Annotated in this window: 13 protein-coding genes and 1 pseudogene; 2 read left to right on the top strand and 12 right to left on the bottom strand. The window is 54.1% G+C overall.

Going from position 1 to position 13601, the window contains the following annotated elements:
- Window positions 1–49 precede the first annotated feature (49 nt).
- From hpf to ABIE48_RS07415, 4 genes are all read right to left on the bottom strand, one after another.
- The gene (hpf, locus tag ABIE48_RS07430; RefSeq protein WP_192714907.1) at window positions 50–595 is read right to left on the bottom strand and encodes a ribosome hibernation-promoting factor, HPF/YfiA family; all 546 of its coding nucleotides are present in this window, start codon (window positions 593–595) and stop codon (window positions 50–52) included.
- 145 nt (window positions 596–740) lie between these two features.
- A complete protein-coding gene (locus tag ABIE48_RS07425) occupies window positions 741–1139 on the bottom strand; it encodes a DUF3147 family protein (protein WP_076168807.1) in 399 nt (132 codons plus the stop codon).
- Between the two features lie 15 nt (window positions 1140–1154).
- The gene (locus tag ABIE48_RS07420) at window positions 1155–1517 is read right to left on the bottom strand and encodes a DUF3147 family protein (RefSeq protein WP_145023206.1); all 363 of its coding nucleotides are present in this window, start codon (window positions 1515–1517) and stop codon (window positions 1155–1157) included.
- Between the two features lie 97 nt (window positions 1518–1614).
- Window positions 1615–1932 (bottom strand): hypothetical protein, encoded by a 318-nt coding sequence (locus ABIE48_RS07415; protein ID WP_192714908.1) that lies wholly within the window; start codon window positions 1930–1932, stop codon window positions 1615–1617.
- Window positions 1933–2262: 330 nt separating this feature from the next.
- Here ABIE48_RS07415 and ABIE48_RS07410 point away from each other — a divergent pair, with 330 nt between their 5' ends.
- Window positions 2263–2541 carry a hypothetical protein gene (locus tag ABIE48_RS07410; RefSeq protein WP_354518623.1) on the top strand — a complete coding sequence of 93 codons (279 nt, stop codon included), beginning with the start codon at window positions 2263–2265 and terminating at the stop codon, window positions 2539–2541.
- 96 nt (window positions 2542–2637) lie between these two features.
- On the opposite strand, the gene ABIE48_RS07405 is transcribed toward ABIE48_RS07410, so the two are convergent.
- The gene (locus ABIE48_RS07405; protein WP_192714910.1) at window positions 2638–3426 is read right to left on the bottom strand and encodes a hypothetical protein; all 789 of its coding nucleotides are present in this window, start codon (window positions 3424–3426) and stop codon (window positions 2638–2640) included.
- Window positions 3423–3815 carry an NIPSNAP family protein gene (locus tag ABIE48_RS07400; RefSeq protein WP_192714911.1) on the bottom strand — a complete coding sequence of 131 codons (393 nt, stop codon included), beginning with the start codon at window positions 3813–3815 and terminating at the stop codon, window positions 3423–3425. The genes ABIE48_RS07405 and ABIE48_RS07400 overlap by 4 nt, the downstream gene beginning before the upstream one ends.
- A gap of 389 nt (window positions 3816–4204) precedes the next feature.
- Here ABIE48_RS07400 and ant(6) point away from each other — a divergent pair, with 389 nt between their 5' ends.
- Window positions 4205–5059: an aminoglycoside 6-adenylyltransferase gene (gene ant(6), locus ABIE48_RS07395; protein ID WP_192714912.1), complete on the top strand. Its 855-nt coding sequence runs from the start codon at window positions 4205–4207 to the stop codon at window positions 5057–5059.
- A 69-nt stretch (window positions 5060–5128) separates the two neighbouring features.
- On the opposite strand, the gene mmsB is transcribed toward ant(6), so the two are convergent.
- From mmsB to ABIE48_RS07365, 6 genes and pseudogenes are all read right to left on the bottom strand, one after another.
- The gene (mmsB, locus tag ABIE48_RS07390; protein ID WP_089546345.1) at window positions 5129–6298 is read right to left on the bottom strand and encodes a multiple monosaccharide ABC transporter permease; all 1170 of its coding nucleotides are present in this window, start codon (window positions 6296–6298) and stop codon (window positions 5129–5131) included.
- Complete coding sequence (mmsA, locus tag ABIE48_RS07385; RefSeq protein ID WP_192714913.1) at window positions 6282–7832, bottom strand: multiple monosaccharide ABC transporter ATP-binding protein; 1551 nt, start codon at window positions 7830–7832, stop codon at window positions 6282–6284. The genes mmsB and mmsA overlap by 17 nt, the downstream gene beginning before the upstream one ends.
- Window positions 7833–7882: 50 nt before the next feature.
- Complete coding sequence (chvE, locus tag ABIE48_RS07380) at window positions 7883–8968, bottom strand: multiple monosaccharide ABC transporter substrate-binding protein (RefSeq protein WP_192714914.1); 1086 nt, start codon at window positions 8966–8968, stop codon at window positions 7883–7885.
- A gap of 281 nt (window positions 8969–9249) precedes the next feature.
- Window positions 9250–10464: a response regulator transcription factor gene (locus ABIE48_RS07375; RefSeq protein WP_192714915.1), complete on the bottom strand. Its 1215-nt coding sequence runs from the start codon at window positions 10462–10464 to the stop codon at window positions 9250–9252.
- Window positions 10464–12387, bottom strand: a pseudogene (locus ABIE48_RS07370) (cache domain-containing sensor histidine kinase). The gene ABIE48_RS07375 and the pseudogene ABIE48_RS07370 overlap by 1 nt, the downstream one beginning before the upstream one ends.
- Window positions 12377–13384 (bottom strand): substrate-binding domain-containing protein, encoded by a 1008-nt coding sequence (locus ABIE48_RS07365; protein WP_192714916.1) that lies wholly within the window; start codon window positions 13382–13384, stop codon window positions 12377–12379. The pseudogene ABIE48_RS07370 and the gene ABIE48_RS07365 overlap by 11 nt, the downstream one beginning before the upstream one ends.
- Window positions 13385–13601 lie beyond the last annotated feature (217 nt).

The raw sequence follows: 13601 nt of genomic DNA, 5'->3' as shown, positions 1-13601 counted from the left end.
AAGGAATAGCAGTTAGGAGTCATCAAGACTTGAAGACAACAAACCTGGCTTAATCAGCAAAGAGGTGCCCGTAAGTGCCGTCCGCCCTGCGGTAAACGACTTCTTCACGGTTGGTATTCCGGTTCAAGAACAGATGGAAGCTGTGGTCCAGCAAATTCATCTGCAGCACGGCCTCCTGCAGATCCACCGGCTTCATCACGAGCCGCTTTTCTTTTGCAATGACAAAGGCTTCCTCCGGCGCTTCCGGTTCCGGCTGTCCGCCGTCCTGAATGCCGGTGCCGACCGAGCGTCCGTGGCTGCGCAGCTTGCGGCGCGCCCGCTCCTTGTACTTGCGGAGCTTGCGGTCCAGCTTATCCGCGGCCTGGTCAATGGCGGTATACATGTCCGCATCCTTCACTTCGACCCGAAAGACCATGCCGTGATAGGGAATGGTAGCTTCAACGACATGCTCCTGTTTCCGGGCCTGCAGCAGCAGGGTGACATGGATGGTCACCGTCTCGTCAAACCAGGATTGGGCCGAACCGATCTTCTGCTCGGCATACGCCTGGAGTGCCGGTGTCACTTCAAAATGTTTGCCATGAATGTGTGTAGCCATGGAATCTGCCTCCTTCAACGGGAAAGGACTCTTGCATAACTTTATTGTAAAACGGCTGGGCACCCTGCGCTGTGAAAAATATCACACCATCACGGAAAAGTCCTGCATCCCTGTGCATGACTGATCCTTGACGCAAGTCGGCCATTTACACATGCTTGGTCTGTTTTCGCGGCAGCCGGTGCATATGCTGGTTTTTTTGCACTTTCTCCCTCACCTTCAGCAGCGCAAACGAGCCGGCAAACCAGCCTATAAGTCCCAGCATCAGGCTGGGCCACCAGGCGCCGGTTATTTTCAGGGCATACCAGACCGTCACGACGCAGACAGCGCAGCCGGTCATCCCGTATACCGAACCTCTGGCAACCGCGGCCGCCTTTTCCGAGCCCTGGCTGAGGCCGACCATCAGCACGGCGACGACCATCACGGCGGGGAACGCTGCAAAAATACCGCCAAGCGCCTTCCACGGCAGCAGGACCGACGCCACATAGCTCAATACGACCGCCAGACCGCCCAACACGAACCGAAGCAGCAGCTCCCGTAATTTCATGTTCTGTTTCCCCCTTTACAAGCTGAACAGCACATAGGATATCGTGAACGAAACGAGCAGCCAGCCGCCTACGGACAAGGTCAGCCCCTTCTTCCATCCTTTGCTGGTGCACAAGTAGCCTGCCGCCGCGGCGCACGCCACATTAATCGCCATACCGATCAAAGCGCCTTGCGACAAATCAATCGAATGGGCGACCAGCTCACGGGCCCCGTAATCGAACCTCATCGTCAGCAGCGCCGCCAGAAAAACGGCGGGGAACGCGGCAAAAATGCCGCCGACGGCTCCTCCCGCGCGTTTGGCAATAAGCGATGCCGCCACCACGGCTGCACCTCCCAGAAGGAACCGCAGCAAAATGCCTATCAGCGATAGATGAGCCAGAGCCATGTCCAATCTCCCCCGTCAGTTTTGTGAAAATAATCACTAACTCAACCGACCCCATCATAGCACAGGGCTGGATCAGGTTCTGTAATCTGCATCACAGCCGTGCCCAGGACAGGTACAAAATGCATATCCATGCCAGCAGCTCTTGAATACGGAAGCTGGCGCCGAAATCGCCGATGCTCTGCCGTATCTCTGTTTCAGGCTGCTCGAGGCCGTAGGCCTCCCTTAGCCGCTTCGCTTCCTCATCTGAAAGCTTGGGGGATACAGCCGGGCTTGTGACGACGGGTATGGGTACGCGTTTCGTAAGGATCGGCCCTTCCCATGACGATAACCCCGAAGCTTGAACTCTCTCCGAGTTTGCCGGAAGCCAAAGGGCGCAAATCAGCATCAAGGTAAAGATTTTTTGGATCATGACAACTCTCCATTTACGAAAGGTTAACATTAGTGACGGCTGCAAGCCGCCATCTTGAAACTATTATAATCGTAGACGAGCTCTGTGGCACACGGAATCTATGAAAAAAATCGAGCCCATCAGCTTTGCCCCCGAACGGCCGCCGTATTGCCGGCATAAGCACTAAAAAGATCCTTGGCATGATCGCCAGGATCTTTTTATCCACTGCTCCCGCAGGGTTTCACAGGTTCAGCAGATTTTTGCTTGTCAAAAGCCTATCGAAATAGAGACAACTCCAATTTATTTGTGGTAACATTTAACAAAAATAGAATCGGAGGATCTCACCAATCTATGCTAAAGTATATCGCTTTACCTTTGATCTTTGTCGTTTGTTTTGTTCTTATTCAAACCGGCATTCAGACGGGCCTCGGTATGTATATGACCCAAAAACATACAGCGAACATGATGGCCGCCTATGATCCAAACCGTGCGGAACCCCTGCCGTCCACGGTTGAATTTGGCTCCGACCGTCCGTGGATTACGCCGCAAAAAATAACGGTATGGTTGATTTCTCTCGTGATTTCAGCCGCCGCTGCGTTCCTGTTTCACCGGCTTGTGTTTAGAACATGACGACTGCCACGACGACGATCAGGATCGCGCAATAGAATCGGCAAGCTGATCCTTCATGGTCCATGATGGAGGCGGCAATGTACAGCATAGCTATAATTAATTTTTATTATCGATTGCCACTAACCGCTTATTGGCCAAATCCAACCGGTATAACACATCGCGGGTGTCTTCTTCGGGAGTCCCGGCTCCGATCGAGGGATGAACCACCAAGCGGTCGTTTTCGATGTGCGGAGAAGGCTCTATTTCCGAATACACAAGCGTGCCGAAAGCATGCCCCTTTTGCATGACTTTTAAAGCTGTGGCCTCGCCGCTGCGGCGGTCGATCGCAAACACGTACGCCTCCATTCCATGACCCGACTTATACTGAGGCGCAAGAAAGTAAACATCCGCGTCTTGGAAACGTACCTGCTCGAAAGGAACCTTCTCGTCATTGGGTCTTACAAATAAAAAGGCAGGCAGGTCCAATAACAGAGTATCTTCCTTCCCGGCTTGCCTGTAAACGATGGAATAGTCGGCCTGAAACGTCAGGTCCCCTTCCCGTCCGTAATTGCTCGGAACCGCTAGATGCCCCCGTTCCTCCCTTCCTTGGGAAATCATGAGAAGAGTCCCTTGCCGGGTCACGATTTCTGCACGAACCACTCGCGTATCCGAAGCCGCGTCAAGCACAACCGATCCCGAAATGAACGATTTCGGAAACCGGCTGACCCGTTCAACCGAAGTGCCCTGAGAAGAAGAGGATGGCTGCTGCATACCTTCGCCAGGGTTGTCATCCGTCGATGAAGACTCAGTGGATAAAGCGTTATCCGGTAGATCGTCGCTTTGATTACAGGCGAGCAGGAAACCGAATAACAACATCGATGCCATCGTTAATGGAAATTTCCTCATGTCGCTCTTTCCTGCTGCCGCCCGGCCGATTCCAAATCCGCCAATCCGTCATGTTCAACCGTAGATAACAGCTCTTCATTTCGGACCTCTAATAGATACTCCTTATACACGCGGTCCCTGCCGCCATGCTGGTCGTACCAGTTCTGTATCCGCTGTACGTGTTCCTTGTCGCTTCTTATTTTAGCCTCAATTTCCTCATACTGATCGCGGCTGTCATATTCCCAAATCGCAAAAATTTCGGTTGTGGATTCATCACGAGGCACCATCCATCTTCCGATCAGGCGGGTGCCGTGTTTCATTTGATTCGGTAAATTGGTTTCATTAAAATGGCGGTTGAAAACGTCCACAAATTCATTTTTCACAATGTAAAATTTTCTGCGGTAAAACATCCGTTCACTTCCTTCCAGATTATTCAACCCAAACTTTTCGATCCTCCATATGCTGAAATTCGATCCAAAGACGATCATACTGCTCCTTTAGCTCTTCTCGCTGCGAACTGTCTCGTAATAAGGCCATTCTCCCGCCTCCTTCGACTCGTCTATTATTATAAACGCCTCCCGGAGTGCAAACGTTATGTTTTTTTGCTGGGGCATGCCTTTTATATATGGTAAAATAAAACATTATCGTTCAAGAAACGGAGGGCCATGACTTATGGAAAAGCGGCTGGATAAGTTATAACGTGCCTCAGGCCGAGAGCGCTGTTCCCTTCCGATTCGCGGACCGCCTTCCTTCAAGGATGACATTGCAGAACTAGAGAATAGGGGAGGTTGAAGGCAAAATGCGAAGTGAGCAAGAAATGATGAAGCTGCTTTTGGATTATGCAAAACACGATGACCGGATTCGATTGGTGACCCTGGAAGGATCGCGCACCAACACAAATATCCCTCCGGATGCATTCCAGGATTATGACATTTCTTATTTTGTAACCGAAATGGATTCGTTCAAGGAGCATGACGGGTGGCTAGATTTTTTGGGAAACCGCATCATGATGCAAAAACCTGAGGATATGGAGCTGTTTCCGCCGGAACTAGGCAATTGGTTTTCCTATCTAATTCACCTGGAAGACGGCAATAAAGTCGACTTGACCCTGATTCCATTCAATGAGGTGGAGAATTATTTCACCCAGAGCGACGGTTTGGTCGAGGTGTTGCTGGATAAAGATGCTCTCATTACAAGTGAGGTGATCGCGGATGACCGCCAGTATTGGATTAAGAAGCCTACGGTCAGGGAGTTTGACGATTGCTGCAATGAGTTCTGGATGGTTTCAACTTACGTAGTCAAGGGATTGGCGCGAAAAGAAATCCTGTTTGCCATCGATCACTTGAACGAGGTCGCCCGGCCGAATTTGCTGAGAATGATGGCCTGGCAAATTGGCTCTGAGCACGGGTTTACCTTTAGCGTAGGAAAAAATTATAAATTTATCGACCGTTACCTTCCCGATGAAGATTGGGAGACTCTGCTGTCAACCTACGCGGAGAACGGGTACGAGCACATGTGGAAATCTTTATTCACTTGTTACGAGCTTTTCAGAAAATATTCCAAAGCGTTGTCTAGCCGTCTCGGATATCCGTATCCCGATTACGACGAAGCCATTTCAAAGTATACGGAAAATATTTATTCTGCATGGAAGTAATGAACCGCTATTAAAAAAGGCTGGCATCCGGGGGATGCCAGCCTTTTCCGTTAAGCTGCTTCAAAACGATCACTTCAGAAAAGTCACTTTCTTCTTATTATATATATCGAAGGCTACAGCCGCCAAAAGGACGAGACCCTTAATCCCCTGCTGCCAGTCGACCCCCAGACCGATGAGCGACATCCCGTTGTTGAGCACGCCCATGACGAGGCCGCCGATAATGGCGCCGAAGACCGTTCCGATGCCGCCCGTCGCCGATGCCCCGCCGATGAAGCTTGCGGCGATCGCGTCCAGCTCAAAGTTGGTGCCGGCTCTAGGCGTGGCCGCGTTCAGGCGTGCCGCAAAGATGAGTCCCGAGATGGCGGCCAGCACGCCCATATTGACGAAGACCCAGAACGTCACCTTTTTCGTCTTCACGCCGGACAGATCCGCCGCTTTTTCGTTGCCGCCGAGAGCGTAAATATGGCGTCCCATCACGGTTTTGTTCATGACGAACGAGTAGATGATAATGAGCACCAGCAGTAGAATCAGAATATTCGGCAGCCCGGCGTAGATCGCAAGCATAAAGGTAAATGCGTTGATGATGGCCGCAATGACGACGAGCTTCAGGATGAACAGTCCGCCGGAAACCACTTCAAAGTTATATTTCTTTTGCGCTCTGCGGTCGCGGAGCTCGTTGACGATATAGATGACGGTGAATAGAATACCTGCCAGCACCGCCACGATATTCGTTCCGGCACTGCCGAAATCCGGAATGAAGCCCGAGCTGATCTTCTGAAATCCGTTCGGAAACGGCGCGATGGACTGCCCTTTCAGCACGATCATCGTCAGACCGCGGAACAGCAGCATGCCGGCCAGCGTAACGATAAACGCCGGGATTTTTACATAAGCGACCCAAAAGCCCTGCCAAGCGCCGATCAGCGCACCGACAACCAGGGAGGCGATAACGGCGACAACCGGATGCCAGTGCAGGTCAACCATCATAATGGCGGCCACCGCACCGACGAACGCGGCGATCGAGCCGACCGACAGGTCGATATGCCCGGTAATAATGACAAGCACCATCCCGATCGCCAGGACGAGAATGTAGCTGTTTTGCAAAATCAGATTGGTAATGTTAATCGGCTTGAGCAGCAGGCCGCCCGTAATAATTTCAAACAAAATCATGATGACGACAAGGGCGATGATCATCCCGTACTGCCGGATATTATTTTTGAACAGTTTAACCAACGTTTCCATGCTTGGCCCCTCCAGTCTTGGTCATATATCTCATCAGCGTCTCCTGCGAAGCTTCTTCACGGCTCACTTCGCCCGTGATCCGGCCAGCGTTCATCACATAAATGCGGTCGCAGATCCCTAGAATTTCCGGGAGCTCGGAAGAAATAACGAGGACGCCTTTGCCCTCATCGGCCAGCTGATTGATAATCGTATAAATTTCGTATTTGGCTCCCACGTCGATTCCGCGCGTCGGTTCGTCGAGAATGAGGATATCCGGCTCGGAAAAAATCCATTTGCTCAGCACCACCTTCTGCTGGTTGCCTCCGCTGAGATTCCCCGTTTTCTGCAAAATGTTCGGCGTCTTGATCTTCAGCTTCTTCCGCATTTCCTCCGCCACCAGAACCTCCTGCTTATCGTCGATCACCGTTCCCTTGGCCAGCTTGGGCAGCCCCGTCAGCGAAATGTTGCGCTTGATATCGTCGATCAGGATCAGGCCGTAATGCTTGCGGTCCTCTGTCACGTACGCAAAGCCGTTGTCGATCGCCTGCGTGATCGTGTTGTTCTGGATCGGCTTTCCGTCCTTGATCAGCGTCCCGGAAACGTTGCGCCCATAAGCTTTGCCGAAAATGCTCATCGCCAGCTCCGTCCGCCCGGCCCCCATCAGCCCGGCAATGCCGACGATCTCCCCGCGCCGGATATGAAGATTGACCTGGTCCAGCATTTTGCGGTCGCTCCGCTGTTCGTCGTACACGGTCCAGTCCTTGACCTCCAGAATAGTATCGCCGATCTTCGGCGTACGCTCCGGATAACGGTTCGTCAAGTCCCGCCCGACCATGCCGCGGATAATCCGGTCCTCGTTCACGTCCCCGCCCTTCATGTCAAGCGTCTCGATCGTTTGGCCGTCCCGCAAAATCGTGATCGAATCGGATACTTTCGACACCTCGTTCAGCTTGTGGGAGATGAGAATGCAGGAGATGCCCTGCCGCTTGAATTCCAGCATCAGCTGGAGCAGGTTTTCGCTGTCGTCCTCGTTAAGGGCCGCGGTCGGCTCATCCAGAATCAGCAGCTTCACCTTTTTGGAGAGCGCTTTCGCAATTTCGACCAGCTGCTGCTTGCCGACCCCGATATTGCCCACGGGCGTGTTCGGGTTTTCCTTCAGTCCGACTTTGTCCAGCAGCTCTTTCGCTCCCGTGATCGTTTCATTCCAGTTCATGATGCCGCGGCTCGACCGTTCATTGCCGAGGAATATATTTTCTGCAATCGACAGATACGGGATCAGCGCGAGCTCCTGGTGGATGATAACGATGCCGAGCCCCTCGCTGTGCTTGATATTTTTAAATTCGCAGGTTTTCCCTTTGAATAAAATCTCTCCGTCATAGGTACCGTGCGGATAGACCCCGCTCAGCACCTTCATCAGCGTCGACTTGCCCGCCCCGTTCTCCCCGCACAGGGAGTGAATTTCGCCTTCCCGGATTTTAAGGTTCACGTTGCTCAGCGCCTTGACGCCGGGAAACTCCTTCGTAATGTTCCGCATTTCCAAAATGTATTCCGACATGTGTGCTTCACCTTCCCCTCGCTTCGCTTATGTTGATTCCGAACTTCGGACTACTTCAGGCCGATTTCCGCCTTGGTGTAATAACCGGATTCCACCATCTCTTTCTCGACGTTCGTCGCATCGACCGATACCGGCGGCAGCAGATAAGCCGGCACGACTTTGATGCCGTTATCGTAAGACTTCGTATCGTTGACTTCCGCCTCCTGGCCCTTCAGGATGCTCTCAGCCATCTCAACCGCCTGCTCCGCCAGCTTGCGGGTGTCTTTGAACACCGTCTGCGTCTGCTCCCCGGCGACGATGGACTTGATGGAAGCAAGCTCCCCGTCCTGGCCGGTGATGATCGGCATCGGCTTTTTGGCCGTGCCGTAGCCGACGCCCTTCAGCGAAGAAATGATCCCGATGCTGATGCCGTCGTACGGCGACAGCACCGCGTCCAGGTTCGCGTTCGAGTAGTTCGCGCTGAGCAGGTTATCCATCCGGGATTGCGCCAAGGCGCCGTCCCAGCGGAGGGTCGCGATCTGCGCCATCGTCATCTGCTTGCTGCGGACGACCAGCTTGCCGGAGTCGATATACGGCTTCAAAATGGACATCGCGCCGTCGTAGAAGAAATAGGAGTTGTTGTCGTCCGGCGATCCGCCGAACAGCTCAATATTGAAGGGGCCTTTGCCTTCCTTAAGACCGAGCTTCTGCTCGATGTAAGAAGCCTGAAGCACGCCGACTTTGAAATTGTCGAACGTCGCGTAGTAGGACAGATACGGCGTGTTCCGGATCAGCCGGTCATAGGAGATGACTTTGATCCCCTGATCATGCGCCTTCTTGATGACGTCGGTCAGCGTGTTTCCGTCAATCGAGGCGACGACAATGACGTCAACCCCCTTGGTAATCATGTTCTCGATTTGCGAAATCTGGTTCTCGACCACATCCTCCGCAAACTGCAAATCGGTCTTGTAGCCTTTTTCCTGGAACAGCCGCTCCATGTTTTTGCCGTCGTTCACCCAGCGCTCGGACGATTTGGTCGGCATCGCCAGCCCGACATAGCCCTTGCTTTTATCACCGGCTCCGCTCTCGGCCAGATTGCAGGCCGTCAGGGCCATCAGCATCGCGACCATCAGGAGCGCTAACATTGCTTTCTTCATCGGTACGTTCTCCTTTCCGGTATGCCCAAGGTCGAGAGCGCTTACATCCAATGGATCGTAAAGCCTCTCTGTACTTCAAAGGATACATGCTGACCCGCGCCGGGGTCTTTCCACGGATCGAACCTTTTTTATAAATTTCAAACCTTTGTTGGGATCGTTGCCGGAGGGTCATGCCAGGGTAAGACGTGGGGGATGGATATGAGGGCAAATAAAAAACGACCGAAAAATTTCGGTCGTCGGTCGTTAGGTTTATAATGATGCCGCCTGCTCCTCCCGGGCCTCTACACTTCCTGATACGCGTCGCCTCGCCGGTACCGGTTGGGAGAGACGCCAATCACCTTCTTGAACGCTGTGCTGAAGTAATGCTGGCTGTCGTAGCCGACCTGCTCGGCAATTTCGTAGATGGTCAGGTTCGTCGCGTTCAGCAGCTGGATCGCTTTGCGGATCCTCGTCTGCGTCAGGAAGCCGACGAAGGAAGTCCCCAGCTCCTTTTTCAGCATCCGGCTCAAATAAACCGGCGATACCTGCAGGCTCTCCGCAAACGACTCGAGCGTAAGTTCGGGCCGGTCGTAATTGTCGTGGATGAGCTGCCGGGCCCGCCGCACCAGCGGGGACAGCTGCGCGTCCCGGAACACCGCTTCCCGGCAGGCATCGTACGCGGCCGCCATAGCACCCGGGCCTTCCGGCACCGCTTCGATCTGGCAGTGGACGGTGATTTTCAAATATTGCTGCACCGCCGATTCAATATTCGCTGCCATTTCCAGCGGCGCGTTATTCCACAAGCAGATGCCGATCAATTCCGTATGCTCGCGGAATACCTGATGCGGCGTATCCTGCAGCAGCTCCGAGACGATGTTTTCGATCGCGAACAAATACAGCTGTCTCTCGCTCTCTTTCATCAGCGTCTGACTAGAGGCCGTCTCCGGCCATCTGACAATCCCCAGCTCTGCCGGGAGACCGGCAGGCAGGCCGAGAAATTCCAGCTGCTCGAGCGCGTTCCCGTCATCCACCAGCCCCTGAATCCACTCTTGGCAGAAACGCTGCCGCAGGAGCGGGATGTTCCGCTCAATCTGTTCCGAGGCCTGCTTCAAATAGTGGCTCTGCACCTGCTGCTCATCAAGCTCCTGCTTGACGCTCTGCAGCACCTCTTGCAAATGGCCGCTGTTAACCGGCTTCAAAATATAATCCTTGACGCCGAGGCGGATAGCTTCCTGTGCGTAGGCAAATTCGTCATGCCCGGTAATGATGACAAACCGGCACGCCTGGCGTTCGGCCTTCAGCCGCTTCATCAGCGTCAAGCCGTCCATGATCGGCATATTCATGTCGACCAGAACGATGTCGACCGCTTCGCGCAGGGCGAACTCAAGCGCTTCCTCCCCGTCCTCCGCTTCGCCGGCGACCTCCATGCCAAGCGTCTCCCAATCCACCGAATCCATGATGCCTTCCCGGATAATCGGTTCATCGTCCGCAATCAGTACCTGATATCGCTTCTTCATTAACGATCTCTCCCATCTTGTACACGTTGCGCCGGGACCGTATGCAGCAGCGGATGCTCGATCATCACGCTCGTGCCCGTGCCTTCCGTACTCTCAATGCTAATTCCGTATTTTTCTCCAAAAGTCAGTGCAAGCCGCGCCTGAACGTTCAGCATGCCGTAGCTGCGGCTGGCCGGTCCACCTTCTTCCGGTGGATGATCCATGGCCGCCAAAGGATCTTGAAGCTGGCGGCGGAGCGCATCTAGCCGCTCCTGGGACATCCCCGCCCCGTTGTCCTTAACAATGAGGCGCAGGACGCCGCCCTCCACCTCAGCGGATACCCGTATGATGCCCGGGCCTCGGCGTGCCTTAATGCCGTGATAGATGGCGTTTTCAACGATTGGCTGAAGCACAAGCTTTAGAACGTACAGCCCTTCCGCTTCCTTTGGCAGATCCAGCTCGTAGGTGAGCCGGTCCCGGTAGCGAGTCTTTTGAATCTGCAAATAGCTGGAGATATGCGTCCATTCGTCGGTCATCGGAATGATGTCATCCCCTTTGCTGAGGCCGATCCGGAACAGCCTGGACAGCGACTCCACCATATCGGACACATCGTCGGCCCCTTTTTTCTTAGCCATCCAATGGATCGTATCAAGGGTATTGTATAAAAAATGCGGCTTGATATGCGCCTGCAGGCTGCGCAGCTCCGCTTCGCGCTTCTGCCGTTCCCGAAGCTCGCTCAGCTTCAGCAGCTTGCGGATTTCGGCCAGCATCCGGTTAAAGCTGCGACCCAGCATACCAACTTCGTCCTGCCTTCCGCCCCAATACCGGATCGTCAAATCCCCGGATTCGGCCTTCTGCATAAAGGCCATCAGCTGGCGAATCGGCCGGGACACGGACTGCGACAGCGTATACGAGGCCGTCAGGCCGAACATGCAGACGACAAACAGGAAGCAGATCACGTAGAAGCGGATCTCCCGCACTTCGCGGACCGCTTCGCCGCTGTCGAATACGCCGATGGTCCGCCAGCCTGTAAAAGACGAGGTGCCGTAAATAAACTGCAGCCGCCTGCCGTCGACCTCATGCCTGAACATGCCGCTGTCTTCCCGGGGAATCCAGGATGAAGGAATGTCCCCAACCAGCGGTTCATCCGGGGTGTAAATGGCCGAGCCGCCGGCATCGGTTACCATCAAATACCCGCTTTTACCGAGGGTGACGTTCCGGACCGTGCTGGCCACCGCCCGCAGCTTCAGGTCAATCAGGACGGCTCCGGTGACTTTACGCGTATCCGGATCGACAAAGGACCGCACGACCGAGATCAGCTCATCGTTGGCATAATGCACATGCGTCGTGACGTTTCGCTCAGAAGGATGCCCCAGCACTGTAAAAATCCCTTCGTGTCCCGCAGCCTCCTTATACCACGAATCCCGGGTCAAATTGGCCGGCGTCCGGGCATACATTTCGTTGCTGATGTAATCGCCGTTGTGGTTCACGACCAGGATGGCGGCAATTTCCGGATACAGCGTCGTGAAGCCCTGCAGATACTTCTTCAAGGCGTACACTTCCCCGTTTTGGTCATTAATCTGCGGGCGCTGCGCTTGTCCGGCAACCCCTCCGGCGTGTACCCGCCCCTTCGGCGGCAATCTGCCCATTCAGGAACCGGTTGATGGCCGGGTCGAAGCCGATCAAATACGTAATGTTCTGCAAGTTTTCCATATCGTTATCAAGCGTCTGATTGACTTTGCCGATGAGCTGCACCGTGTTCGCCGTGACCTGCCCGTCGACGATCCGGTTGACCGTCCAGTTGACCAATGCGCCGAGCGCGATCGACGGAAGGATGCCTACCATCAGAAAAAGGATGATCAGCTTGTACCGCAGAGGCAGATCACCGAACCGGGTCCACTGAAGCAGACGCTGCCGCCAGCTATGACGAAGCTTATTTCGCATAATAATCCTTCACATTCTCGCGGGTAACGATCGTGATGCCAGTATCCACCCGCGGCGGCAGCGGGGATACGTCGTTGCCCAGCGTCGGTGCGGGAACGGTCAGCCCATGATGAAGATGGAATAAATACTGCAGCGACCAGTAGCCCATATTCCACGTCCCCTGCGCAATCGTCGCTGAAATCGTGCCGTCGGATATCCGGTCCAGCGTCTCTTTATTGGTATCAAACCCGATGATCTTCACCTTCCCGGTCCGATTCGCTGCGATCACCGCGTCCGCCGCCCCTGTGCCACCGCTGGCTTCCGTCACGAAAATGCCTTTAAGGTCCGGATGCTTGCCCAGCATGTCCGCGACCGCGGCCTTGGCGATCATGGCGTCGCCTTTTCCTTCCTTCACCTCAACCACCGACATCGCCGGATACCGGCTCGCGATCGTTTCCTTGAACCCTGATGTGCGGTCGCTGTGGTTTTGCTGGCCGGACTGCGTGATGATGCCGACCTCGCCCTGCCGGCCGACGATTTGCGCCATTTTATCGGCAGCCGCCACACCCGCATTGTAGTTATTGGTCGCAAGAAAAGAGTACGCCTTGCTGTCCGGGGCGTCCGAGTCGAACAGGACAACAGGAATGCCCGCGTCTACCGCCTTGTTGATCGTCGCGGTCAAAGCGTCGGAATCGATGGCCGACAGCGCGATGCCGGCAGGCTTTTTGGCAATGACCTGCTCAAGGACGGTGATCTGCTCCTGCACGTCGTACTGGGTGGCTCCGTGGTATTCGACGGACACGCCGAGGGCGTCACCTCCATCCTCGAAGCCTTTCACAATATTTTTCCAATATTCCATTCCGGATTGGAAGGTCACCATCACATAGTTCTCCCCGATGCTGCCGTGCAGCCCGCCGTCCGGCCATGCAGAAGAACGTTTGTCATCCATCCGGTACATAAATACATAGACGCCAAACGCAATGATTAGTACCAGGTAAACCATCATCATCTTCTTCATCTGCGTTTCCCCTTGTCACAGTCTGCTGAACTCTATGGAATCGGTTACATTATAGCACAAGGCAAACTTTTGGGAAGCGCAAGAACTTGCCAATATCCATATCACAATCCTGCAGCACCACCTTTTACTGTCCATCGGCAAACCCTTGATTCTCCCCTGTTTTCACCGGAATGGCCAATAGATATTGGGGGAAGCTCATGAGCTTTCCGTTGTTTTT

The organism is Paenibacillus sp. OAE614 (assembly GCF_040546645.1).
In the GTDB taxonomy this organism is placed as follows: domain Bacteria; phylum Bacillota; class Bacilli; order Paenibacillales; family Paenibacillaceae; genus Paenibacillus_AQ; species Paenibacillus_AQ favisporus.
This window is presented reverse-complemented; position numbering and strand designations above follow the sequence as displayed.

What these genes read in the sequence shown, in the direction of transcription:
- hpf (WP_192714907.1), bottom strand. Translation starts at nt 595, where the DNA reads ATGGCTACACACATTCATGGCAAACATTTTGAAGTGACACCGGCACTC.
- ABIE48_RS07425 (WP_076168807.1), bottom strand. Translation starts at nt 1,139, where the DNA reads ATGAAATTACGGGAGCTGCTGCTTCGGTTCGTGTTGGGCGGTCTGGCG.
- ABIE48_RS07415 (WP_192714908.1), bottom strand. Translation starts at nt 1,932, where the DNA reads ATGATCCAAAAAATCTTTACCTTGATGCTGATTTGCGCCCTTTGGCTT.
- ABIE48_RS07410 (WP_354518623.1), top strand. Translation starts at nt 2,263, where the DNA reads ATGCTAAAGTATATCGCTTTACCTTTGATCTTTGTCGTTTGTTTTGTT.
- ABIE48_RS07405 (WP_192714910.1), bottom strand. Translation starts at nt 3,426, where the DNA reads ATGAGGAAATTTCCATTAACGATGGCATCGATGTTGTTATTCGGTTTC.
- ABIE48_RS07400 (WP_192714911.1), bottom strand. Translation starts at nt 3,815, where the DNA reads ATGTTTTACCGCAGAAAATTTTACATTGTGAAAAATGAATTTGTGGAC.
- mmsB (WP_089546345.1), bottom strand. Translation starts at nt 6,298, where the DNA reads ATGGAAACGTTGGTTAAACTGTTCAAAAATAATATCCGGCAGTACGGG.
- mmsA (WP_192714913.1), bottom strand. Translation starts at nt 7,832, where the DNA reads ATGTCGGAATACATTTTGGAAATGCGGAACATTACGAAGGAGTTTCCC.
- chvE (WP_192714914.1), bottom strand. Translation starts at nt 8,968, where the DNA reads ATGAAGAAAGCAATGTTAGCGCTCCTGATGGTCGCGATGCTGATGGCC.
- ABIE48_RS07375 (WP_192714915.1), bottom strand. Translation starts at nt 10,464, where the DNA reads ATGAAGAAGCGATATCAGGTACTGATTGCGGACGATGAACCGATTATC.
- ABIE48_RS07365 (WP_192714916.1), bottom strand. Translation starts at nt 13,384, where the DNA reads ATGAAGAAGATGATGATGGTTTACCTGGTACTAATCATTGCGTTTGGC.